Source organism: Blautia sp. HCP3S3_C12, assembly GCF_052064155.1.
Classification (GTDB): Bacteria; Bacillota; Clostridia; order Lachnospirales; family Lachnospiraceae; genus Blautia_A.
Map to the genome: position 1 here is coordinate 1 of NZ_JBQHWC010000014.1, position 24,267 is coordinate 24,267.

At 39.8% G+C, this 24,267-nt stretch carries 23 protein-coding genes and 1 riboswitch; of the genes, 17 read left to right on the forward strand and 6 right to left on the reverse strand.

What is annotated here, in order from left to right; genetic code table 11:
* Nucleotides 1-203: 203 nt before the first annotated feature.
* The 3 genes from ACTNDS_RS11280 to ACTNDS_RS11290 form a co-directional block, all read right to left on the reverse strand.
* Entirely contained in the window at nucleotides 204-578 is a 375-nt protein-coding gene (locus tag ACTNDS_RS11280) for a BlaI/MecI/CopY family transcriptional regulator (RefSeq protein WP_173742717.1), read from the reverse strand.
* Between the two features lie 143 nt (nucleotides 579-721).
* A complete protein-coding gene (locus ACTNDS_RS11285) occupies nucleotides 722-1,387 on the reverse strand; it encodes a GNAT family N-acetyltransferase (protein ID WP_173742716.1) in 666 nt (221 codons plus the stop codon).
* Nucleotides 1,388-1,406: 19 nt separating this feature from the next.
* A complete protein-coding gene (locus tag ACTNDS_RS11290) occupies nucleotides 1,407-3,404 on the reverse strand; it encodes a M28 family peptidase (protein WP_441035886.1) in 1,998 nt (665 codons plus the stop codon).
* Between the two features lie 400 nt (nucleotides 3,405-3,804).
* On the opposite strand from ACTNDS_RS11290, the gene spoIIID reads away from it, so the two are divergent.
* The 17 genes from spoIIID (at nucleotide 3,805) to ACTNDS_RS11375 (ending at nucleotide 20,765) form a co-directional block, all read left to right on the forward strand.
* Entirely contained in the window at nucleotides 3,805-4,059 is a 255-nt protein-coding gene (gene spoIIID, locus ACTNDS_RS11295) for a sporulation transcriptional regulator SpoIIID (RefSeq protein WP_019160446.1), read from the forward strand.
* A gap of 116 nt (nucleotides 4,060-4,175) precedes the next feature.
* Nucleotides 4,176-5,444, forward strand: coding sequence for an amidohydrolase family protein (locus ACTNDS_RS11300; RefSeq protein ID WP_441035784.1), 1,269 nt, complete (start codon nucleotides 4,176-4,178; stop codon nucleotides 5,442-5,444).
* A 53-nt stretch (nucleotides 5,445-5,497) separates the two neighbouring features.
* Nucleotides 5,498-6,334 (forward strand): alpha/beta hydrolase, encoded by an 837-nt coding sequence (locus ACTNDS_RS11305; protein ID WP_173742712.1) that lies wholly within the window; start codon nucleotides 5,498-5,500, stop codon nucleotides 6,332-6,334.
* 373 nt (nucleotides 6,335-6,707) lie between these two features.
* A complete protein-coding gene (locus ACTNDS_RS11310; RefSeq protein WP_441035786.1) occupies nucleotides 6,708-7,397 on the forward strand; it encodes an N-acetylmannosamine-6-phosphate 2-epimerase in 690 nt (229 codons plus the stop codon).
* Between the two features lie 53 nt (nucleotides 7,398-7,450).
* Nucleotides 7,451-8,332 (forward strand): carbohydrate ABC transporter permease, encoded by an 882-nt coding sequence (locus ACTNDS_RS11315; protein ID WP_173742710.1) that lies wholly within the window; start codon nucleotides 7,451-7,453, stop codon nucleotides 8,330-8,332.
* A 42-nt stretch (nucleotides 8,333-8,374) separates the two neighbouring features.
* The gene (locus tag ACTNDS_RS11320) at nucleotides 8,375-9,205 is read left to right on the forward strand and encodes a carbohydrate ABC transporter permease (RefSeq protein ID WP_173742709.1); all 831 of its coding nucleotides are present in this window, start codon (nucleotides 8,375-8,377) and stop codon (nucleotides 9,203-9,205) included.
* Nucleotides 9,206-9,278: 73 nt separating this feature from the next.
* Complete coding sequence (locus ACTNDS_RS11325) at nucleotides 9,279-10,658, forward strand: ABC transporter substrate-binding protein (protein ID WP_243873969.1); 1,380 nt, start codon at nucleotides 9,279-9,281, stop codon at nucleotides 10,656-10,658.
* A 2-nt stretch (nucleotides 10,659-10,660) separates the two neighbouring features.
* Complete coding sequence (locus tag ACTNDS_RS11330; protein ID WP_441035787.1) at nucleotides 10,661-11,635, forward strand: D-isomer specific 2-hydroxyacid dehydrogenase family protein; 975 nt, start codon at nucleotides 10,661-10,663, stop codon at nucleotides 11,633-11,635.
* Between the two features lie 18 nt (nucleotides 11,636-11,653).
* Nucleotides 11,654-12,568, forward strand: coding sequence for a dihydrodipicolinate synthase family protein (locus ACTNDS_RS11335; protein WP_173742707.1), 915 nt, complete (start codon nucleotides 11,654-11,656; stop codon nucleotides 12,566-12,568).
* 90 nt (nucleotides 12,569-12,658) lie between these two features.
* Nucleotides 12,659-13,546, forward strand: a complete 888-nt coding sequence (locus ACTNDS_RS11340) for an ROK family protein (RefSeq protein ID WP_441035789.1) — start codon at nucleotides 12,659-12,661, stop codon at nucleotides 13,544-13,546.
* Between the two features lie 11 nt (nucleotides 13,547-13,557).
* The gene (locus ACTNDS_RS11345; protein ID WP_186994643.1) at nucleotides 13,558-14,406 is read left to right on the forward strand and encodes a MurR/RpiR family transcriptional regulator; all 849 of its coding nucleotides are present in this window, start codon (nucleotides 13,558-13,560) and stop codon (nucleotides 14,404-14,406) included.
* A 92-nt stretch (nucleotides 14,407-14,498) separates the two neighbouring features.
* The gene (nagB, locus tag ACTNDS_RS11350; RefSeq protein WP_173742704.1) at nucleotides 14,499-15,242 is read left to right on the forward strand and encodes a glucosamine-6-phosphate deaminase; all 744 of its coding nucleotides are present in this window, start codon (nucleotides 14,499-14,501) and stop codon (nucleotides 15,240-15,242) included.
* 25 nt (nucleotides 15,243-15,267) lie between these two features.
* Complete coding sequence (gene nagA, locus ACTNDS_RS11355) at nucleotides 15,268-16,371, forward strand: N-acetylglucosamine-6-phosphate deacetylase (protein WP_441035790.1); 1,104 nt, start codon at nucleotides 15,268-15,270, stop codon at nucleotides 16,369-16,371.
* A gap of 197 nt (nucleotides 16,372-16,568) precedes the next feature.
* Nucleotides 16,569-17,300, forward strand: coding sequence for a histidine phosphatase family protein (locus ACTNDS_RS11360; protein WP_441035791.1), 732 nt, complete (start codon nucleotides 16,569-16,571; stop codon nucleotides 17,298-17,300).
* Nucleotides 17,301-17,347: 47 nt separating this feature from the next.
* Entirely contained in the window at nucleotides 17,348-18,313 is a 966-nt protein-coding gene (locus ACTNDS_RS11365) for an alpha/beta hydrolase (RefSeq protein ID WP_441035888.1), read from the forward strand.
* 16 nt (nucleotides 18,314-18,329) lie between these two features.
* Complete coding sequence (locus ACTNDS_RS11370; protein ID WP_441035793.1) at nucleotides 18,330-20,150, forward strand: DUF6320 domain-containing protein; 1,821 nt, start codon at nucleotides 18,330-18,332, stop codon at nucleotides 20,148-20,150.
* A 36-nt stretch (nucleotides 20,151-20,186) separates the two neighbouring features.
* Nucleotides 20,187-20,765 (forward strand): thiamine phosphate synthase, encoded by a 579-nt coding sequence (locus tag ACTNDS_RS11375; protein ID WP_433845646.1) that lies wholly within the window; start codon nucleotides 20,187-20,189, stop codon nucleotides 20,763-20,765.
* A gap of 138 nt (nucleotides 20,766-20,903) precedes the next feature.
* Here the strand turns inward: ACTNDS_RS11375 and thiC are convergent, their stop codons facing one another.
* The 3 genes from thiC to ACTNDS_RS11390 form a co-directional block, all read right to left on the reverse strand.
* Nucleotides 20,904-22,214, reverse strand: coding sequence for a phosphomethylpyrimidine synthase ThiC (thiC, locus tag ACTNDS_RS11380; RefSeq protein ID WP_186994638.1), 1,311 nt, complete (start codon nucleotides 22,212-22,214; stop codon nucleotides 20,904-20,906).
* Between the two features lie 257 nt (nucleotides 22,215-22,471).
* A riboswitch (TPP riboswitch) is annotated at nucleotides 22,472-22,580 on the reverse strand.
* 52 nt (nucleotides 22,581-22,632) lie between these two features.
* Nucleotides 22,633-23,634: a fibronectin type III domain-containing protein gene (locus ACTNDS_RS11385; RefSeq protein ID WP_441035795.1), complete on the reverse strand. Its 1,002-nt coding sequence runs from the start codon at nucleotides 23,632-23,634 to the stop codon at nucleotides 22,633-22,635.
* A 189-nt stretch (nucleotides 23,635-23,823) separates the two neighbouring features.
* Nucleotides 23,824-24,102, reverse strand: a complete 279-nt coding sequence (locus ACTNDS_RS11390; RefSeq protein WP_019160457.1) for a type II toxin-antitoxin system HicB family antitoxin — start codon at nucleotides 24,100-24,102, stop codon at nucleotides 23,824-23,826.
* Between the last annotated feature and the right edge of the window lie 165 nt (nucleotides 24,103-24,267).

A 24,267-nucleotide genomic window follows, 5' to 3' on the forward strand; every position in this document is an offset into this window, starting at 1 on the left:
TCACGAAGTGACCCCCGCGGAGTACAATACTCAATCGGCAACGCAGGAAGTTAATTCTCAAGGAAATGTCAACATGTATGTAGTTTTGAAGATACAGTAGAAACCAGCTATCATCTAGCTGGTTTTTTTGTGCGTAAAAATATTTTTTGTTAATTAAGCTATAGAAAAATAAGGGGGATGCCATTTGGCATCCCCCCCAACATTTACAGTGAATGAATATAAGTTAACAGTTCCTCTTTTTCATTGGATGTTAATTTATGGTTTTCTGTAAAGGCACAGACGAAATTTTTCAGAGATCCTTCATAGGAATCCTCAATGATCTGCTGTGCATAATCTTCATAGTATTTTTTTCTGGATACAGATGGGATATAGATGGCCCTTTTTCCACTTTTGTCAATATTTAGAAAGCCTTTCTGAGCCAGGCGGGTGAGGAATGTGTTAACAGTCTGCTTTTTCCATTCCTTTTTTTCTTCTTCGTTAAAGTGAGTCATAATTTCAGAAAAAGTCGCAGGTGTTTCTCTGGACCATAAATATTTCAAGATATAAAATTCAGTTGCACTCATTGCGTTTTGTACCATTGTTTAGTCCTCCTTATATAAAGTAAAAGTACATACTGCATATTAGTATAATATATATATAAGAATTTTTCTAGATGTATAATTATACAAAAATCATACCTGAAAATAGGTTGTTTTTATCTTATAAAAAGATCTGTAAGGTTTCACAGCTCCTGTTTTTCAGGGACAAAAGCAGATGCTTCTTTGATCATGCAATATTGTTTCAGATTAAAATGTGATTTTTCTACAATTCCATAAACTTTAAATCCAAAGTGTTCATATATTGGAACATTATCAGGGTTGTGGGTTTCCAGAGAAACCAGCATTTTGTGCTGTTGTGCGTAATCCAGTACTTCATTCATCAGTAATTCGGCCAGACCATGATGCTGATGTCCGGGATCTACCGCCAGGTAAATTACATGGAGACGCTCAGTCTGGTGAAGCTGGTCTGTCCAGCTGGAATTCAGATAATCTTTTCCCTGGACAAAGTTCCAGAAGGTTTTCAGGCTGGGGTCTTCTTTGATGAGCCATCCATCAGTGGTGAGCAGAGCTTTGGCTTCAGTAAGGCAGTATTGCAGGACGTTATAAGGTTCACTTTCATCAGAAACCACCAGTATACTGTTTAATTCGCTGCTGTCTGAATAAATTTCACAGGTTTGAAAAAATTCTGTCAGGTCACAGGAAAAAAGCTCAGGCAGAAGTCGTTCTCTGGTGTCATTATCCGGTATCAGTGCATGATACAGGGGGTCTTGTGCAAAACAAACAGTCAAAAGCTTCTGCAATCGTGGTAAATCCTCTTCCTGTACTCTGTACAAATTTTTACTTTCCATAATAGTATAAAAAACTCCTTTATATATTTGTTAAGATATCATTCAGCATGGAGCAGAGCTTGGTCACTGAATTTTTAAGGTAACGGATATCGTCTTTATAGTAAGCCTTCTGTCTGCGCAGCGCGGCATCCAGGCGGCGGATTTCTATTTCCAGTACCGGATCTGGTTCCTTCATCCGTTCTTTTAGCTGCTGGACAATACCATATAGATTTTCATGATGCATAATCCGTCCGGCACCCCACATCAGCCGGTCTTTAGGCTGGTGGAGAATATACTCTGTAAAATGATAATAGACTTCCTCATCAAAGAGGAATGCATACATATTATTGTCTACACGATACAGGGCTTTCAAGGCATCGGTAATATTCTTGTCTATCAGTGCATTCTTAGCCTTTTCCAGCTGTCTGATATTGTGAAAGGCAGCATCCTGCGGAAAGATTACTTCATCCTGCCAGTTCAGGCGTACCAGGTAATCCTGAGCCTTGCGAAAAGTCTTCAGAAGCTGCAGGGAAGTATTTTCCCATTTGCGGCGAAAAATTTTCCGATCCTGTTCGGAAGCCAGAGCAGAATACTCCTTATTGACCTGGCATATTTTCTGATAAACTTCCTGTCCGAGAGATTCTGCTGTACGGAACAGAGCTCTCAATCCTTCCAGATCAGAGACAGCGAAATCCAGAGTCTTTTCTTCTGCATTTGAAGCGGCTGCCTGCATGGTATTACTGAAATTCAGAGGCGGAAGAATTAGCCTGTCATAGGCCAGAACCAGCTTCAGATAGCATTCATGATGAAAACGATATACAGGTTCCTGGTATACATCCTGGTTATCATATTGGGAATGATAATAATTCTGCATAAAGGGTCCTGCGCTGAAATCATTTACAGTGGAAGGAATGCCTGCAATTGCCATGGAAAAATCATCGGACCAGGTTTCAATAGGAGACAGAACAGAGATCCCGTCCGGATAAGCCTGGGGCGGCACAGTGAGGGAATCTGTGAATTCCCTGATAAAATCTGCATATTCATAGGTACAGCGGATAGCATCCCGGGTGTTGTGGGCATGTGCAGGAAGTTCAAAATTTAAGTTGGCAATAACTTTACCCTGCCAGTCTGGATGTACACGGAATACTTGATTGTAGGCTCCTGTAGACCAGTCATATTTGGAATCGATCACGCCCCATTCCTCAGCTGCCATAGCACAGAATACAAGGGTGTGGGCAGGTTTGTATCTGCCCTTTATCAATGCCCTGGCAATACCAAGCATCATGGCAACAGCGGCATTGTCATCCTGAAATCCATCAAAATAGGAATCGTAATGAGCAGATAAAACAATCATGTGATCTGTTTCGGTGCCCTGGATTTTTCCCACAATATTACTGGCCTGTACATCAGGCATAACCCTGGAACTGGCATCCAGAGAAACCTGCAGGGAGGCCGGATTATTTCCGGAGGCAGCGGTATTCTGAGACTGAATTTTAGAAAACAGTGCATCTTTCAGAAGCCGTGCATCTGCCTGAGACAGCGAAAATGCCGGGGCAAATTCAGGTCCGGCAATGTCCTGGGCATTCAGAGCGGTATCTGCAATTTCTCCATATCCGTTTGCCTGTACTGCGATCAATGCAGCAGCTCCCCGTAAATATGCCTGATAGACAGGAAAGCTGATCCACCATTCATCTCTCTGGTTGATCTCTACAAGTACCAGTTTATTCTGTACATTTATTCCTTCATAATCTGCAGCAGTTCCTTTTCCAAGATAAACTAATTCGTAATCCTGAAAACCATCTGTCTGAAAATTAGTCTGATAGCCTCCCATCTGGAAAAGGTGTTCTCTGCCTGATTCATCAACATATTTAAGAATTGCCTTTTCAAATTCCCATCCGTCAAGGGTAAAGGTATCTCTGGAAACATCAGTCAGACCGATCTCACACATTTCCTCATAGAGCATGTGCCCGGTAGCTGTCTCCGCTGCAGAGCCTGCAGTGCGGTAACCAAGGACGGAATTCGTTTTTTCCTTCTCCATACGTCTGGCCAGATGATAGGACCAGTCTGTATCAAGAAAGGAGATACAGTTTTCTTCTGTATTCAATGGAATCGCCTCTTTTCTGCCCTGCAAAACGCAGGGGTTCTGTTCTTTGTTTATTCGTAAAATAGTATCTGTGAAAATATACCCCTCTTTCATATGAAAACATATACTATAATCAGTATACATTTTAACGATGCAAAACACAAATAAAATCTGTTGTTATTTTTCCATGGGAATGATATGATGAAATTACTGTGATTGTATTCAATTCTGAAAAGGCAGGGCTTCTATTTCTCCAGGCCATTGCCTGAGAAAGATATACTCAAGATTATCTGATATATCATAACCCCTCAAAATACTTCATAAACTGTAAAAAAGTATTTTGAGGGGTTTCCTTTTGAAAGATTATATCGAAGAAAGGGCAGTGGAAATCGCCGGTTATATCATTGAGACAAATGCAACGGTACGTCAGGCAGCGAAGAAATTTGGGATCAGTAAGAGCACAACACACAAGGACTGTACAGAACGTCTTAGTCAGATCAATCCAGGCCTTGCAGCGGCAGTTCGCCAGGTGCTGGATGTGAACAAGCAGGAAAGACATATTCGTGGGGGTCTGGCTACCAGGGAGAAATATTTGCACCAGCAGAATTAAAAAATGTGATAAGATATAGTTATGTGACTGAAAGCATGTGACTTCAGTCGTGTGAGAAATTCCCATCAGGATAAGAAAACATAAATGATAAGGATTAAGAAAGCGAGGAAAAGAGAATGGCAGTAAAAATTTACCATGGAGATATTTTATTTACTCCGGCAGCAGATCAGCTGTCAGTTTATGAGAATAGTTATATTATAGTAGAGGACGGAGTGGTATCACAAATCTGTGAAAGGGTTCCGGAGGAGTATAAAGGAGCAGAGGTTGTTGATTACGGTGATAAATTAATTATTCCTGCTTTTTCAGACCTCCATGTACATGGGTCACAGTATGTACAGCGTGGCATTGGCATGGATTGTCTGCTTTCTGACTGGCTGAACCATTATACATTTCCGCAGGAATCACAGTTCAGGGATATGGATTATGCGAAAGAGAGCTATGATGCATTTGTAGATGACATGCTTCGTCACGGTACCTTTCATGCAAATGTTTTTGCTACGATCCATCGTGAGGCTACGGATTATCTCTTTGATAAAATGGAAGAGAAGGGAATGTATGGATATGTTGGAAAGGTAAATATGGATTGTAATTCACCGGAGTTTCTGATTGAGAAAACAGAGGATTCCCTGTTGGAAACAGAGAAATATCTGTCAGACCATGAAGGCAGCAAAAAGGTGAAAACAATTCTGGCACCACGTTTTGCTCCTACCTGCAGTGAGCCTCTGATTCTTGGTCTTGGAAAACTGGCTGCAAAGTATCATTGCGGTGTGCACACACATCTGGTAGAGTCTGTCTGGGAAGCGGAGGAGGCGTTAAAGCTGTTTCCGGGATATGGGTCTGATGCGGAAATTTATGAACGTGCAGGTTTGATGGATTATGGCCCATCCATCTTTGCCCATGTAATTTTCCCAACTGCAGAGGATAAACGGATTATGAAAAAACATGGAAGCTTGTCTGTGCATTGTCCGGATGCAACAGTAAACATTGTGGCAGGTATTATGCCACTGCAGCAGATGGCCTCTGAAGGTCTGAAGATTGCCATGGGATCTGATGTTGCGGGAGGACATGGAATTGCCATATACCGTCAGGTGGCAAGGGCAGTACAGCTGTCAAAACTGAAAGAATTTTATGAGCCGGCTGAAAGTAAGACCATTACAATCACACAGGCTTTCTATCATGCAACCAAGGAAGCAGGAAGTGTATTTGGAAAGGTTGGATCTTTTGAAAAGGGATATGCATTTAATGCTCTTGTAATTGACAATATGGAGGATTCCTGGTCTAAGATGACTGCCCAGGAGAAGCTGGAAAGATTTTGCTATATTGGAGATGACAGAAATATCAAAGCCAGATATATAGACGGAAAATTGTTGAGTCAGGAGTTCTAATCTGTTATACTGCGATTATAGAGAAACCTCAGAGAGAAGGAGGAAATATACATATGGCATTATTAGAGGTGAACTTTTTTTCCAAGGCGCTGATGCGGCCGGTAACGATGAACGTGATCCTTCCGGCAGATAAAGTCTTTTTTGAAGAGGAGACAGAAGAAGATGAAAAACCTTTCAAAACGCTTTATCTTCTGCACGGTGTAATGGGAAATTATACAGACTGGGTGACAGGAACCTGTATTAAGCGTTGGGCAGAGGAGAAGAATCTGGCAGTAGTGATGCCCTCCGGTGCAAATATGTTTTATATGGATCATCCTGAAGTTAATGAAAATTACAGTGAATTTATAGGAAAAGAACTTGTAAAGATCACACGAAGGATGTTCCCGTTATCTCATAAAAAAGAAGATACATTTATCGCTGGTTTATCCATGGGAGGATACGGTGCGATCCGAAATGGCCTGAAATACCATGATACATTCGGATATATCGCAGGCCTTTCTTCTGCTATGATTCTGGAAAAAATGGATACAGATGATGACAGTTCTCCTATGTTTTTCGAGAAGAAAACGTTCCTGGAAGGTGTTTTTGGAGATCTGTCCCAAATTCATGACTGTGAAATTAATCCGGAGTGGATTGCAAAGAAACTGAAAGAGGAAAAAGCTGAGTTTCCGAAAATGTATCTTGCCTGCGGACTGGATGATCCGCTGCTTCCTCCGAACCGCAAATTCAGGGACGCTATGAGTGAACTGGGTGTGAATGTCACTTATGAAGAAGGACCGGGAGCCCATGAATGGGATTTCTGGAATCGTTATATTAAGAAAGTCCTGGACTGGCTGCCACTGGATAAAGACAGCAAAGAAGGGATGAACAGTGGTAATGTAGGATTATAAATAATTATATTAAAAGAAGCATCTGTGTGGGAGCGATCCATGGAGATGTTTCTTTTTTTATGAAAGAAAGTGGTTTGTAGATTTCAATTGTAAATAGCTATGTATTTTTGAGAACTATGAGTTTTGGCGCATAAAAAATTGTATGAATTAAATATACTAAATGTGAAATTAATTACAATAACGCAAAAGTGAAATGAAAAAAATATCAAATGTATTATATAATAAACACAAAAATACAATAAATACATTAGAAAACAAAATAAAAAACAACAATATGCACAAATGATATGAAAAAAGTTCCAATAAACACAAATGATATTGAAAAAAATATTAAAAGAGAGTATGATTTGAGCAAATGGAGGAGGTAATGATAATGAATCAAAAAATAGAAGCATTAAAAGGGGAATTAATTGTATCTTGTCAGGCTCTTTCACAGGAGCCGCTTCATTCTTCATATATTATGAGCAGAATGGCAGTAGCCGCATTGGAAGGCGGGGCTAAAGGAATAAGGGCTAATACCAGAGAAGATATTAAGGCTATTCAAGAACAAGTAGATCTTCCGATTATTGGAATAGTAAAAAGGGATTATCCTGATTGTAAGGTATATATTACCCCTACTATGAAGGAAGTAGATGAGTTGATGGAAGTTAAGCCTGAGATTATAGCTTTGGATGCTACTGGGGCACTTCGCCCAGGGGGAATAACACTGAAACAATTCATAGAACAGATTAGGAAAAAATATCCGGATCAGCTTTTGATGGCAGATTGTTCAACTGTTAAGGAAGCACAATATGCAGATCAGATAGGATTTGATTTTATAGGAACAACCATGGTAGGGTATACAGAACAAAGCGCGGATGACAAAATTGAAAAAGATGATTTTCGTATTATCAGAGAAATTTTAAATTCAGTAAAACATCCGGTAATTGCGGAAGGAAATATTAATACACCTGAAAAAGCTAAGAGAGTTAAAGAACTGGGAGTTTTCAGTATTGTAGTTGGTTCAGTTATTACTCGCCCACAATTGATTACCAGAGCATTTGTAGATGCATTACATGAATAAATATAAAGAGCTCCAGTAAAACGAAAATTATTGCGGAAAGGAAGGATATTATTTTGAAGAGGAAGCGGGAAAACGGTGAAAATAGATTTGCCTATATTGTAAATGCACCCATGATTATTTATCTGGCCTGTTTTCTGGCATTTCCAATGATATGGGGATTGTATATGAGTTTTACAAACAAGACAATTGGAAATCCTGCATCGTTTGTTGGATTGAAAAACTATATCAGACTTTTGGGAGATCCGGAATATAGGAGATCAATTTTAAATACTGTATTTTTTACTGCTATTTCTATAGCTGTAAAAACAGTTCTTGGAATGCTCATGGCATTATCTTTGAATCAGAAATTTAAAGGCAGAAATGTAGCAAGGGCATTGCTGATGATTCCATGGACGTTGCCGAATATTGTTGTAGTTTATAACTGGCGTTGGATTTTTAATTCAACAGGTGGAATTGCCAATCATATATTAAAATCTCTGCATATTACAAATTCAGATATTATCTGGTTCGGATCAGCAGGGCTTGCAATGACTACAATCATTGTAGCTAATGTATGGAGAGGAACACCATTTTTTGGAGTTTCTATTTTGGCTAAGTTGCAGACAATTCCAAAGGATTATTATGAAGCTGCGGAAATTGATGGTGCTGGTCTTTGGAAGAAATTCAGATATATTACATTACCGGAAGTAAAAGATGTAACTATTTTATCTGCACTTATGAGTACGATTTGGACCATTAATGAATTTGAGACAGTGTGGTTATTAACCGGGGGCGGTCCAAACGGAACAACAGAAGTTATGAATGTATATAGTTATAAGACTGCTATGAGAAGTATGATGCTTGGACGAGGTATTGCAGTTGCAGTACTTGCAATGCCGATTCTTATGATTCTTATTAGTATCCTGACACGCCGTATGCTGCCGGAAAATGAATGATTGTGAGGTATTGCGTGTGCGGAAAAATGAAAGGAGAATTATATGAAAACTAAAAAGAAAACAGCATTACTTGGAAGGATATATCTGATCATATGTCTGATAGTTGCATTATTTCCAATATACTGGATGATCAATACTTCCTTTAAAAGTGATTCTGAAATTTACGCAAAAATTCCGACGTTGATTCCTCATCATCCTACTGGTGGCGCGTATGCTTACTTGATTAATAATACAAATTTTCTTGCAAGTATGAAGAACAGTTTGATTATTGCTATATCCGTTTCGGTATTTTCAATTTTAATAGCATATCCTGTTGCGTACACTTTATCAAGAGTAAAATTTAAAGGAAGACGAGTATTTTCAAAATCAGTATTATTTATGTATTTATTACCAACTACAGTTCTGTATATTCCATTATACATGTTGGTATCTAAAATGCATCTTACCAATACGATTTGGGGGCTGATTGTAATTTATCCTACATTTACATTGCCCTATGTTGCATGGATTCTTATTCCGCATATAGCAGCTGTTCCGAAGGAACTTGAGGAAGCTGCGAAGGTAGACGGATGTTCCAGGATAGGTACCATGTATAAAATTGTATTTCCACTGGCATTGCCAGGGATTATATCTACTACAATTTTTACGTTTGCAATGTGTTGGGGAGAATATATGTATGCATTGGTAAATCTGACATCAAGTCAGGTACAGACTTTCCCATTGGTTATTTCAGGATTGATCTATGGTGATATGCCACCTTGGAATCAGTTAATGGCGGGCGGTGTCCTTGCTGGTATTCCTATTATAGTGATTTATATGCTGGCTTCCAGTGGATTAGTTGGCGGAGCAACTGACGGTGGTGTAAAAGGATAATATTAAAAAGCTAATATAATAGAAAATAATTAGAAAATAATAAAAATGAAAAGTTAAAAGGAGGAACTTCTATATGAGAAAAAAATTATTATCAATGGTAATGGCAGGAACATTGGCTCTTTCATTTACTGCATGCGGAGGAAGTAGTTCCACTGATACAGAAAAAAATACGGATACTGCCAGCACGACAGAAACGCAAACAGAAGATAGTAAAACAGCGTCTGATAAAAAGTCTATTACTATCTGGGTGGAAAAAATCTTCAGTGATGACGCGAATACTAAAATGGAAGAAAGGCTGAAGGAATATGAAAAAGAAAAAGATGTAACAGTAAATTGTGAAATGGTAGCTGCTACAGATTTTGTAACAAAATTAAATGCTGCAATTGAAGCTGGCCAGAGTGTTCCGGATATTATTTCTGCAGACACAACGAAGGTATTAAATTATTATCCGAATATTCCGTGTAATGATGTGACAGATCTTGTTAATAAAATAAATGAGGAACGACCATATTTGCAGGCAAGTTATGACGGAACTAAGATCGATGATAAATATTATTATGTACCGTTTTATAGTTCTTCTACGTTAATGTTTATCAGAAAAGATAAATTTGAAGAAGCTGGTATTACTAAAATGCCTGAAACTTGGGATGAAGTGTTTGAGGATGCAAAAAAGGTAAGCGACCCAGATAATGATTTTTATGGACTTGCAATGGGCTGTGGTGAAAATGATGATGATGACGAAAACACTATTAGACAATATATGTGGAATGAGGGCGGATATCTGTTTAATGAAGATGGGGAAATAGTTGCTGATGATAAAGTAACAGCTGTATTTGATAAATATGCAGAATTATATAAAGACAAAGTAATTCCGCAGGATGCAACAACCTGGGATGCAGGTGGAAATAATGGTTCTTATCTGGCAGGACGTACAGCAATTTGTTTTAATGCACCTACATTATATAATGCATTGGTATCTGATGAACAATATAAAGAACTCTTAGATAATACTGTTGTTTTGGCTCCTCCTGCAGGAAACGAAAATAGTGTATATATGAATTTTAACCGTGGATTTGCAGTTATGAATACCTGTAAAGATACTGACCTGGCTTCAGATGTAATTTCTTATCTTCTGGATAAAGATTGGTATGATTCCTATATGGAAGAAATAGCACCTGTATTTGCACCTGTATTTGAAGATGCAAAGGAAAATACAACATGGAAAGACAATGAAGTAAATGCTCAGGCGTTGAAGTATGTAGAAAATGCTTCTGGTTATTATGGATATCCTGTAAAAACAATTAAGGGACGTACAGTTGCAGCTAAACATTATTTTACATACCCATTTGTAAAAGCAGTTAACCAGGTAGCAACAGGCACTGCTGATTCATCAGAAGCTTTAAAAAGTATGACTGCTGCAATTGAAGATTTTCAGGATCAGGTAGGTGAATAAGGATGAAGACAAAAGTATGGTTAAATCTGGATCCGCAGAAAGTGGATGTAAATTATTTATACAAAAAGTTTGAAGAAATGGGATGTGATTTTGAAGCTGAAGCAATTCCGGATAATAATCCGGAATTGCTAGTGAAAAAAGCACAGAATGTTGATATTGTGGTTGCAACTATGGAACCATGGAATGAAACAACGCTTGGCGCAGTAAAGGGAAAAGTAAAATTTATTCAAAAATATGGAACAGGAGTAGACTCTGTAGATTTAAAAGCTGCAGGAAAAAATGGGATTCCTGTTGCTAATATTCCGGGAGCCAATGCACCTGCAGTGGCAGAGGTCGCCATGATGCATATATTGAATTTAGGCAGACGATTTACTCCGTGTGTAGAGGGCTGTAGAAAAGGAATCTGGCCTTCAACAGTTACAGGAAATGAATTAGATGGGAAAACAGTGGGACTTGCAGGATATGGACGTGTAGCAAAAAATCTTGCGCGGATGATATCTGGATTTTCTGTTAAGATTATTGCATATGATCCATTTGTGAAAGAAGCGGAACCGGGACAGAATGTTACTTTTGTGGATACTTTGGAAGAACTTTTTGAGCAGAGTGATATTGTGAGTCTTCATATGCCCTTTATGCCCTCAACAGCAGGAATTATTAATAAGTCATTATTTGATCGCATGAAACCACATGCTTATTTAGTAAATACTTGCAGAGGTGGTGTAATAAATGAAGCAGATTTAATTGATGCGCTGAAATCGGGAAAATTGGCAGGGGCAGGTCTTGATGTTCTTGTAGAAGAGCCGCCAAAACCGGAGCAGCCATTGATGCATATGGATAACGTATATGTTACGTCTCACATGGGAGCTGCTTCATTGGAAAGTGAGTATCGTTCTCAGGTGATTATTGCGGATAATATAAAAGAATTTCTGGAGGGAAAACTTCCGGAAAGTGTTAGAAATAAAGAGTTTTTGGTATAATAAAAAGGAGAAATCAAAATGAATATAGAGAAATTTAAAGGAGTGTTTCCGGCTTTTTATGCATGCTATGATGAAGAAGGAGAAATTAGTGCTGAACGTACACAGGCACTGGCAGAACATTTATTGAAAAAGGGTGTGAAAGGCCTGTATGTAGGTGGATCATCAGGAGAATGTATTTATCAAAGTGTAGAAGATCGAAAGAAAACTCTGGAAAATGTAATGAAGGCGGTAAAAGGAAAACTGACAGTTATTGCTCATGTAGCATGTAACAATACAAAGGACAGTTGTGAATTGGCTGCTCATGCAGAAAGTCAGGGGGTTGATGCAATTGCAGCGATTCCGCCGATTTATTTTCATCTTCCTGAATATGCTATAGCAGAGTATTGGAATGATATTTCTGCTGCTGCACCAAATACTCCATTTATTATTTATAATATTCCACAGTTGGCAGGTACTACGCTTACCATGTCACTCTTTAAAACTATGTTGAAAAATCCAAATGTACTTGGTGTAAAAAATTCTTCTATGGCGACCCAAGATATTCAGATGTTTAAGGCTGAAGCTGGAGAAGGACATATTGTATTTAATGGTCCGGATGAGCAGTTTATTAGTGGACGTGCAATAGGAGCTGATGGAGGAATTGGTGGTACTTATGCTGTTATGCCAGAATTATTCCTGAAAATAGATGAGCTTTTTAAAGAAGGAAAAATGGAAGAGGCTCTTGCTATTCAGAATAAAGCGGATCAGATTATTTATAAAATGTGCGAAGCACATGGTAACCTTTATGCAGTAATGAAAGAAATCCTGAGAATAAATGAAAAGGTTAATATTGGAAGTGTGCGGAAACCTCTTCCTGATTTAATTCCTGAGGATATGATGATTGTTAAAGAGGCAGCCGAGATGATTCGTGATGCGATTGCAGCACTAAAATAAGCATATAGTAAGGACAAGGCGCGCATACTGTGGTAGAACATAGTGTGCGCGTTTGACGTTAATATAAAAATGAGAGTAAAGGGAGTAATTATGAAAGAGTATGTATGTATTGATATAGGTGGAACTGCTATTAAAGCTGGTGTGCTGGATGAAAATGCAAGGATAATTGAGCAACTGAACATTCCTACGGAAGCAATGCAGGGAGGCAGTTATGTGCTTGCCAGAGTAAAGAAGATTATAGAACGATACATTGTTTTAAGAAAAATCACAGGAATCTGTATTTCTACTACGGGTATGGTTGATGCTGCTCAGGGGAGTATTATATACGCAAATGAAAATATGCCGGGATATATGGGAATAAATTTAAAAAAAGAAATAGAAAGAACATTTGGAATTCTCTGTGAGGTGGAGAATGATGTAAATTGTGCAGGATTGGCAGAATATTGGAATGGAGCAGCCCAAAAAAGTCAAAGTGCATTATGTATGACCATTGGAACTGGGATTGGCGGCTGCGCGATTATTAATGGACGATTACTCAGAGGAATATCCTATTCTGCCTGTGAAGTAGGGTATATGAATATTAATGGAAATCGATTTGAAAATCAGGCGTCAACTACTGCATTGGTAAAAAAAGTGGCAGAGAGAAAGAAGGATAAGATATCTGAATGGAATGGGAAAAGAATTCTTGAATCTGCTGAGAAAAATGATAAAATTTGTATAGAAGCAATAAATGAAATGGCAGAAATTCTTGGACTTGGTATTGCTAATATTTGTTATGTTTTAAACCCGGAAATAGTAGTTCTTGGCGGTGGAATTATGCAAAGGGAAAGTATTCTGACAGATGGTATACGTAAGTCTGTGAAAAATAATCTTTTGCCGGCAATATCATCTCATATGCGCCTGGAACTTGCACATTATCATAATGCGGCAGGGATGACAGGAGCTTGGTACTGTTTCCGAAAAGCACATGAATTTTAAAGGAGAAGTGTATGGAGTTTGATGAAAAATCTGTTGTGCCGGTATTAGAAGCTAAGTATGATAGTTTTACTCAATCAGAGAAAAATATTGCAGATTTCTTTTTGAAAAATAAAAATCAGGCAGATTACTCAATCGAGACATTATCACAAAAATTATTTGTGTCGAAAGCCTCAATATCAAGGTTTGTAAAAAAATGTGGATTTAGAGGTTATAGAGAATTCATTTATCAGTATGAAAAATCTTTAAACAGTGTGAGAAAAGATGTAGCTGACAGCACCAAAACAGTATTGGATACATATCAGGAATTGATTACAAAAACATACAGCCTGATGAATGAAGCTCAGATTACCAGAGTGATTAATTTGCTTGGAATAACTCCCAGAGTTATTGTATGTGGAGCAGGAAGCTCTGGGTTGGCAGCTACTGAGATGGAAAGCCGGTTTATGAGAATTGGAATTGATATAGATTCTCTTACTGATGCAGACAGAATTCGCATGCAAGCGGTTTTTTGCAATGAAGAAAGTTTGATTATAGGAATTAGTGTAAGTGGAGAAAATGAATCAGTATTGTACCTGTTAAAGGAGGCACATCAGAGAGGAGCTAAAACAGTACTAATTACTTCAAGAGATAGTTTGTTTTTCAGAGAATTTTGTGATGAAGTAATATTGATTTCATCAAGAAAAATGCTAAACAGTGGAAATGTGATATCACCACAATTTCCTATTTTAATTATGATTGATATTATTTATAATGAATATATTTATCTCAATCGTAGAGAAAAGCTGGCAATGCATAGTGATACTTTGCGAGCATTAAAGTCGAAAGAGCATTATATGCTAAACGGAACGGGAAAAATATAATCGGAAAAATTATTTTGCTATATTGTAGCTTGTATAATTAAATATATATATTATAATGGAAATACACATATTGAAAGAGGAGGAAAATCGGTATGATTATTTACGAGGGAAAGGATTATCAGGATGTGAGCAGAAAGGCGGCAAATATTATGTCTGCTCAGATTATTATGAAACCAAATGCAGTTCTCGGACTTGCAACAGGTTCTACACCGGTTGGCATGTATAAACAGCTGATCGAATGGTACAAAAAAGGGGACTTGGATTTCTCACAGATTACTTCAGTGAATCTTGATGAGTATAAAGGACTTTCAGGGGATAATGACCAGAGCTATCGTTATTTTATGAACACTAATCTGTTTGACCATGTAAATATTGATAAGACAAGAACTTATGTACCTAACGGACTGGAAGAGGACAGTGACAAAGCATGTGCAGATTATAATGAAGTGATCCGCAGTGTGGGCGGTATTGACATGCAGCTTCTGGGAATTGGCGGAAACGGACATATTGGTTTCAATGAACCTGGAGAAGCTTTTGAGAAGGAAACTCACTGCGTAGACCTTACAGAGAGCACCATCAAGGCAAATGCAAGATTCTTCGAAAGTATGGATGAAGTTCCGAAACAGGCATACACTATGGGAATCAAGAACATTATGGCAGCAAAGAAAATTCTTCTTGTAGCAACAGGAAGTGCCAAGGCAGATGCTTTGTACAAATCCTTGTACGGACCGATCACACCAAATGTACCGGCATCTATCCTTCAGCTTCATCAGGATGTAACTGTAGTGGCAGATGAAGATGCTTTAAGTCTTATTAAAGAAAAAGGACTTCTGTAAAATATACAGTAAAGGGTGTAGAAAAATGATCATTAAAAACGGTAATGTATTTCAGGAAGATGGAAGCTATAAAGTAACAGATTTATATATAGAAAACGGCAGGCTTGTAGCTTCTGAGGAAGAAGTGACAGATAAAACGGAACTGGATGCGGCCGGTCTGAAAGTACTGCCTGGTCTGGTTGATATTCACAGCCACGGTGCAGTGAGACATGATTTCTCAGATGCAGATGTGGATGGCTTGAAAGTTATTCTTCAGTATGAGAGATCACAGGGAGTAACTTCTTACTGTCCCACATCCATGACTCTTCCCAAAGAAGAACTTCTGAAAATCTTTCAGACGGCAAAGGATGTAGATCAGGATGAAACCTGTGCCCGTATTGTCGGTATCAATATGGAAGGACCATTCCTTGATCCTGCAAAAAAGGGTGCACATGTAGAGGGATATATCCGCAAACCGGACATTGAATTTTTCAGAGAGTGCAATGAAGCGGCAGGTGGACTGATCAAACTGGTAACCCTTGCTCCGAATATGGAAGGTGCAGAAGAATTTATCAGGGAACTGCATAATGAAACAGTTATTTCTATTGGACATACAGCGGCAGATTATGACTGTGCTGCACAGGCTATGAAGCAGGGGGCAGTTCATGTAACCCATCTTTATAATGCCATGAATCCTATGGGACACAGAGAACCAGGAGTGATCGGTGCAGCAGCAGATAATGAAGACTGTATGGTAGAACTGATCGGTGACGGGATCCATATCCATCCGGCAACTGTAAGAAATACTTTCCGCCTTTTTGGAGATAGCAGAGTGATTCTGATCAGTGATTCTATGATGGCAACCGGTATGGAGAATGGCAAATATGAACTGGGTGGTCAGGAAGTAACTATGAAAGACAGAAAAGCTACTCTGGCAGACGGTACGATTGCAGGTTCTGCAACTTGTCTCTTTGACTGTATGAAGAGCGTTATCTCCATGGGAGTTTCGGAAAGAGAAGCGATTCTTGCTGCAACTGCAAACCCGGCAAGAAGTATCGGAATTTTTGATGAAGTGGGTTCTCTTACACCTGGAAAACGTGCGGATATTGTTCTGGCAGATAAAGAACTGAATATTGTAAAAGTGTTATAAAAATAAATGACAGGGGATATGGCAGAAGTATTTTGAAAAAAATAATCTGCTGTATCCCCTGTATTAATATTCCAATTATTATCTGACTTGCCATGGTTGTTACAGCGAATATCCCAGCAGTTATATATTGGAAAACAAGTGTCTATAGTATATAATTAGAAAACAGAAAGAATGTGAAATGAAAGGATAAAGGAAAAATGAAATTATTGATAGTACGTCACGGAGACCCTGATTATACCATAGATTCTCTTACAGAGAAGGGATGGAGAGAGGCTGAGTTTCTCGCAGAGAGATTAACAAAACTGGAGATCAGAGACTTTTATGTTTCACCGTTGGGAAGGGCAAAGGATACTGCGTCCCCTACCCTGAAAAAGATGAACCGAACAGCCACAGAATGTGACTGGCTGCGGGAATTTGACGTACTGATCGATCGGCCGGATGTAACAGATAAGAAGATTATTCCCTGGGACTGGCTGCCGCAGGACTGGACAAGGGATGAGAGATTCTATCAGTATGATCACTGGTTTGAAAATGAAAGAATGCTGGCATCGGATCTGAAGGGGCATTATGATTATGTGACAGGAAAGCTCGATGAACTGCTTGCAAAGCACGGATATGTGAGGGATGGGCATTGTTATAAAGTAGTAGAGAGTAATGAAGATACACTTGTATTTTTCTGTCATTTTGGACTGGAATGTGTGCTGCTCAGCCATTTGCTGAATATATCTCCGATGGTATTGTGGCATGGAGTATGTGCTGCCCCAAGTTCTGTGACAACCTTGAATACAGAAGAGCGGAGAGAGGGAATTGCAGCTTTCCGAATGAGTGCGTTTGGTGATATTTCACATTTGTATGTACATGATGAAGCGCCTGCGTTTGCAGCCAGATTCTGTGAAACCTATGGGAATACAGAAGAGCGGCATGACTGATTTATTTGTACAGCAGAAAGGAAGATAAAACATTGATATCAAAGACAATGAAAACAATTCTCCATGCGTTATCTGCCGGGAACATTGAGGTAGAAAACTCCAGAAGACTGGCAGATCTTAAGCAGCTGGATGCAACAAGGATTTTTCTGAAAAAAATGGATACAAAGGTATATAATGGAGAACATGTAGTTCCCATACGCCTCTATTTTCCAACAGAGAATGCTATGAGTGCAGGAATTGAGGAGGGCAGTACTTTTCCGGTATTGTTGTTTTTTCATGGAGGCGGTTGGGTGACGGAAAGTGTGGAAAATTATGACCGCGTTTGTTCCAGAATGGCACAGGCTACTGCCCATATTGTGGTATCAGTGGAATACAGGCTGGCGCCTGAACACAGATTTCCGGTACCGTTGGAGGATTGTTATGCTGCAACCAGGGCATTATATACTAATCAGCTGAGCATAAATACAGATCCTGAGGAAATTACAATTGTAGGTGATAGTGCAGGGGGAAATCTGGCAGCTGCAGTATGTCTCTTGGCAAGAGACCGGAGCGAGTTTATGCCCAGACGCCAGATTCTGATTTATCCGGCACTGGGAAACTGTTATACAGAGAAATCTCCCTTTAGATCTGTGCAGGAAAATGGCAGTGATTATCTTTTGACTGCTGTAAAAATGGAGGATTATCTTAATTTGTATCAAAGTTCACCGTCAGATAGAAATAATCCATATTTTGCCCCGATTGTTGAAGAAAATTTTAAAAATCTGCCGGAAACCCTTATCCTTACAGCTGAATATGACCCTCTCCGTGATGAGGGAGAGGCATATGGAAAGAAACTGCGGGAAGCCGGAAATCAGGTGGAAATCCGTAGAATAAGCGGTGCATTTCATGGATTTTTTGCGTTGGGATTTAAGTTTTTGCATGTGCAGGAAAGCTTTGGATATATTAATCAATTTCTGAATGCAAGCTATGAAAAAATTCTGCATCTGAGTATAAATGATGAAAAGATAAAGTGACCGGAAGGCGAAAAATATGAGAACAGAATATTCTAATTGGAGAAAACTGGATAATGCAGCTCTGGCATTTCCGCTTGTAACAGGGGAAAATGATACAAGAGTTTTTCGGTTTTACTGTCAGCTGAAGGAGGAAGTGGACAGTGATATTCTTCAGCAGGCTTTGGACAGAACTATGGAGAAATATCCATTGTTTCAGGCAGTATTGCGAAAGGGTCTTTTCTGGTTTTATCTGGAGCACAGCCATATCAGGGCATTGGTAAAACCGGAGACAGAGCCGCCTTGCAGCCGTCTGTATATTCCAGACAAAAAATCCCTGCTGTTTCAGGTGAGCTATTATAAAGAACGAATTAATTTTGAAGTGTTTCATGCGTTGACAGATGGCACCGGAGCCATGCATTTTCTCCAGGAGCTTGTACAGAATTATCTCATTCTGGCCCATCCAAAGGAGAATTTTCCGGAGATAGGAAGGGATAAGAAAACAGGTCGCGGAAACATAGAGGAAGATAGCTTTTCCCAGTATTATTCTTCTGATATTCCAAAGAACAGAGAGAAGAAAAAAGCAGCTGTAAAGCTGAAGGGGGAGAAGCTGGTCCATTCAGATATGCATATCTCGGAAGTAGTTCTTTCTGTAAAAGAGGTTCATCAGAAGGCTCGTTCCTACGGTGTGTCCATAACAGTGCTGCTTACAGCTGTGATGCTCTGTTCTATCCGTGAGGAGATCCCAAAGAACCAGCAGAAGCGTCCGGTGACATTGATGATACCTGTAAACCTGAGAAATTATTTTCCGTCTCAGTCCATGACAAATTTCTTTGGATGGATTGAGGTTGGTTATACTTTTTCTGATACAACAACCTTTGAAGAGGTATTGGCGGATGTAAAGCGGCAGTTTGAGCAGGAGCTGGAAAAAGATAAAATAGCCATGCATATGAATGACTATGTAAGGATCGAGAAAAATATATTTGTCCGTGCCGTTCCTCTGGAAATTAAGAAATATTTTCTGATGATCGGAGCGAATCTGGGAAGCAGAAGTATTACTGCTGTTTACTCTAATATTGGTATTATACGTCTTCCTGAGGAGTATAGAGAATATATCCGGCATTTTGGGATTTTTGCCAGTACTAATTCCCTGCAGATGTGTTCCTGCTCTTATGGAGATGAGATGGTGCTGGGATTTACTTCCAAAATACCGGATGACAGTATTCAGAGAAACTTCCGGAGAATGTTAAGTGAGGAGGAAATTCCCCACAGAGAGTTAAAGAACGATTTTCCCGGCTGCGGCGAACAGCAGAGACTGGAAAGAAAAGAAAATCAGAGGATTGTGCAGACCTTTAGTTTCCTGTGTCTGGCAGTTGCTGTTATCTGCGGTATGATCAATATTATGACAGCGGGAACACTGAACTGGTCCTGGTTTGCAGGTGCAGGATGTGTCTGCGCCTGGATGGTTGTTATGGTAGCTTATTCTAAGAGAAGAAATATTTTAAAAAATGAAATCTGGCAGTTGCTGCTCATATCTGTGATTGCCATTTTGTGGGATCGGTTTACCGGATGGAGAGGCTGGTCTGTGGATTTTATTCTTCCTTTTGGAGTTTTGTCGGTTCAGTTTTCTGTTCCGGTGATTGCAAGAGTAAACCGTCTGAAACGGGAAGAATATCTGTTTTATCTTGTGCAGGCATGTATTGCCGGATTAATTCCCATGATTCTGGCATGGACGGGAGTTGTGAAGTTTGTATACCCATCTGTGATTTGTGCAGGCATTAGCATTCTGACACTGGCAGCATTGTTTATTTTCTGCAAGAAGGATACCTTACGGGAATTTCATAAAAAGCTTAGGATGTAAGAAAAATACAGGGAAGAAAATAGAGGTATAAAGGATATGTATCATTCTGAATTTTATAAAAATGTGGTTGCAGTGACGAACCGTTCTCTGTGTGAACGTCCATTTTTGGAGCAGATAGAACGTGTTTGTGCCTGTCATCCAAAAGCATTGATCCTGAGGGAAAAGGATCTGTCAGAGGAAGAATATTTTCTTTTGGCAAAAGAGGTGCTGGGAATCTGCAGACAATATCAGGTTTCCTGCATCCTTCATACTTATGTGGAGGCAGCCAGAAAACTGGGGCATCCCTGTATCCATCTGCCATTATTTCTCCTTGAAAAATATCAGGGAAAGCTTGGTGATTTTCAGGAAACAGGATGTTCTGTACATTCTGTGGAAGATGCTCTGAAGGCACAGCAGTTAGGGGCTACCTATGTCACAGCAGGACACATTTATACAACAAATTGTAAAAAAGGACTTCCGCCAAGAGGACTGGAGTTTTTGAGGGAGGTTTGTAAGGCAGTGACAGTTCCGGTGTATGCAATAGGAGGAATTCATCCGGGGACAGATCAGCTGTTTCAGGTTATGAGGAATGGTGCAGCAGGTGGCTGTATTATGTCAGATATGATGAAGATATAAAAGATATAATAGATATAATAGATATAAGATATAATAGAAAAGCCACATTTCACAGGGATTAACCAAATATGGTGCCTGTGAAAATGCGGCTTTTTATATTTATGTGATTATGATTTTCTGTTTGGATCTTTTGGAGGATTATTCATCAAAAATGGTAACAATCTCTCCGTCCAGAATACGGTTGGTATTTTTAACAGCACAGAAGTTTCCGCACATACTGCAGGTGTCTTCTTTCTCCGGTTTTGCTTCTGCACGATAGCGTCTTGCCTTTTCCGGATCCATGCTGAGTCTGAACATTTCTTCCCAGTCAAGGCGTTTTCTTGCTTCGCTCATCTTATAATCCCAGTCAGCTGCGCCAGGAACTCCCTTAGCAATATCTGCTGCGTGAGCTGCGATTTTAGCTGCAATAATTCCTTCTTTTACATCAGCTGCATTAGGCAGACGAAGATGTTCTGCCGGTGTTACATAGCAGAGGAAGGAAGCTCCTGAATAGGCTGCGATAGCGCCGCCGATGGCAGAAGTAATGTGGTCATATCCGGGAGCAACATCTGTTACAAGAGGTCCAAGTACATAGAAAGGAGCACCGTGGCACAGTGTTTTCTGGATTTCCATATTGGCTGCGATCTGGTTCATCGGCATATGTCCGGGTCCTTCGATCATAACCTGTACATTCTTCTCCCAGGCGCGTTTTGTAAGCTCGCCAAGGGTGATCAGCTCTTCAATCTGAGCAGTATCTGTTGCATCTGCAAGGCATCCCGGACGACATGCATCACCCAGACTTAAGGTGATATCATATTCCTGGCAGATATCCAGGATCTCATCAAAATGCTCATAGAACGGGTTCTCTTTTCCTGTCATTTCCATCCATGCAAACATGATGGAACCGCCTCTGGAAACGATATTCATGAGACGTTTATTCTGTTTGAAACGAGCAGCAGTGGCACGGTTCATACCGCAGTGGATCGTCATGAAATCCACACCGTCTTCTGCGTGCATACGTACAATATCAATCCACTCTTCGGAAGTGATCTTGCCAAGTGCTTTGTGATAATATACAACTGCATCATAGATCGGAACAGTACCGATCATTGCCGGACATTCAGAGGTAAGCTTGCGGCGGAAGCTTCTGGTATCTCCGTAGGAACTGAGGTCCATGATGGCTTCTGCTCCCATTTCTACTGCAGAATGTACTTTTTCATATTCCATATCAACGTCTTTCCAGTCTCTGGAAACACCTAAATTTACATTGATCTTGGTAGTCAGTTTTGCACCGACACCACTTGGACTGATACTTTTGTGATTTTTGTTGCAGGGAATGATTACCTGTCCTTTTGCAATCAGTTCTCTTAATTCTTCTACGTCAAAGTGTTCTTTTTCTGCCACGATTTCCATCTGTGGTGTGATGATTCCGCGACGGGCTGCGTCCATCTGTGTTGTGTACTGTGTCATTTTTTCCTCCTTGCCCTGCACTGCGGGCCTGTTACTGCCTTCTTCTGGTGTATGCAGTAAGCTGAAATGAATTGCGCCCCCTATTTTATAGGGACTTGCACCTGCGCATATTCGTATGATAGTTATTAATCTGCTACAAATAGCCTGGCAGAGAGTGGTGCCCCCGGTCTGCCGAAAAAAATAGGGACTGCAATGCGCCAACAAGCGTATAGCAGTCCCGAAGAACTTAAATTTAATCGCAGCTGTCATTATTATGGACAGAACTACGGTTAATTTCCCTACGTTGGCATTATCCAAATCAGGTATAAGGGTCGAAGTTGAAGACTTCCTCTCAGCCTGCTGTTACAAGCTCCCCATTTATCTGTTTTTTTAGTATATTCTTGTTTGTTATATCTGTCAAGCCTTGGTTGTAAAAGAATCATACCCGGCGGAGATAAAGATAATATGCAGAATTTTTGTCGGACTGCCAGGTCTTTTTTCCTACTTTTTTGTTTGCTGCGATCTTGACGTAATAGCGGGTGCCAAGAGTCATGTTATTTAAGCGGAAGGAATTGGCACTGGTTGTTGCAGCCTTTTTGTAGGAGCTGTTGCCGGGATATTTGACATAAACCGTATAGCTCTGGGCACCGGCCACCTTGTTCCATTTGATGGTCATGCTGTTTCGTGTGTTGCCGGCTTTTTTAGGTACGATACCCTTGGCTACATATCTGGTAGTTGGGGTAGTGCTGACAAATTTCTTGCCCTGTAAAGTAAGATATGGATAAATCTCTACTTTATAGAAGGCATCCTTCTGTAACGGAAGTGTGAAGGTGTAGCGGTTATTGTAAAATTTGGTTGTTGTTTTCTTGGTCTTGTAGCTGGTATATGCTACTTTGTATCCTGTGATTGCATTATAAGGTGTTACGGTTTTCATGTTGAAGGTGTATCCCTTGTCTGAAGAATAGGAGGTTTTAATACCAACGGATTTGTATAATGTAGCACAGATGATCGTGGTGACAGTGGTGGATTCTTCAGAGTCATTGCCTGCAAGGATGGCAACTGTGTATGTCTTTCCGGGTTTCAGCTTGTTAATTTTGCATTTGGTTTTGGAAGTGGTACCGAGAACCTTGTAGCTGTCTGCACCATTGCTGGATTTGATCCGGATGGTATATTTGGTAGCCCCTTCTACTTTGTTCCAGGCAAGAGAAATAGAAGTTTCGGTAGCGGCAGTCTGGACAATATTGGAGGTTGAGCCTACATAGGTGGCATTGTCAACCTCTTCAGTGGAAAGTACAGGTACTTCCGGAATACTGCTTTCCTCCGGTGCGGGAGCCAGGATGGCTTCAGTGGAATCGGCAAAGGCAGCTGTGGACATGCCAACAGTCAGAACAGCGCAAAGTCCCAGGCTCACAAGTAATTTTTTTAAACCTTTCATCTTCATAAAATCTCCTCCTTTTAAAGAATTGTGAGAAAAAATAAAACTCCGCAGATGATAATCAGTATTTTTTACGGAGTAAAGAGTTATGTTTATCTGATTATAACATATCGGAGTTTATATCTGTATTTTTAATATTAAGATTTCGGGACAGGATCCAGGAAGCCTGACCGTTTTTCAGGGATAACCGGCAGGTTATTCATCCCACCCGTCATACATACGGATGGTAACCTGGATGTTACGCACAACGTCCCCTTCCTGAAGTGTCAGGTCGGATTCATCAGAAACAGGGGGAAGATCCATTTCGTCTTCCATAAGTTCTGCATAGATCCAGTTGTAAGCAGCATCATTGGCATTGTCAATGGCATCCTCCAGAGAGTCTCCCTCTGCCTCGCAGCATGCCAGATCAGGGAAGAATCCATGATATCTGCCGGATTCATTTTTGCGGAAAACCGCAGGATATATAAATTTCATAAGCTTAGCTCCTCTCGAAAGTTATAATGTAATGTTATGATTTTCTCCTGTGTTTATTATAATAAAGGAATCATATTTTTATGTGTTTTGGTTTACGTTTACACAGGAAATAGTATATAATACATTCATACATTCATCAAGTGATAAATAGAATTACCGCTGGTA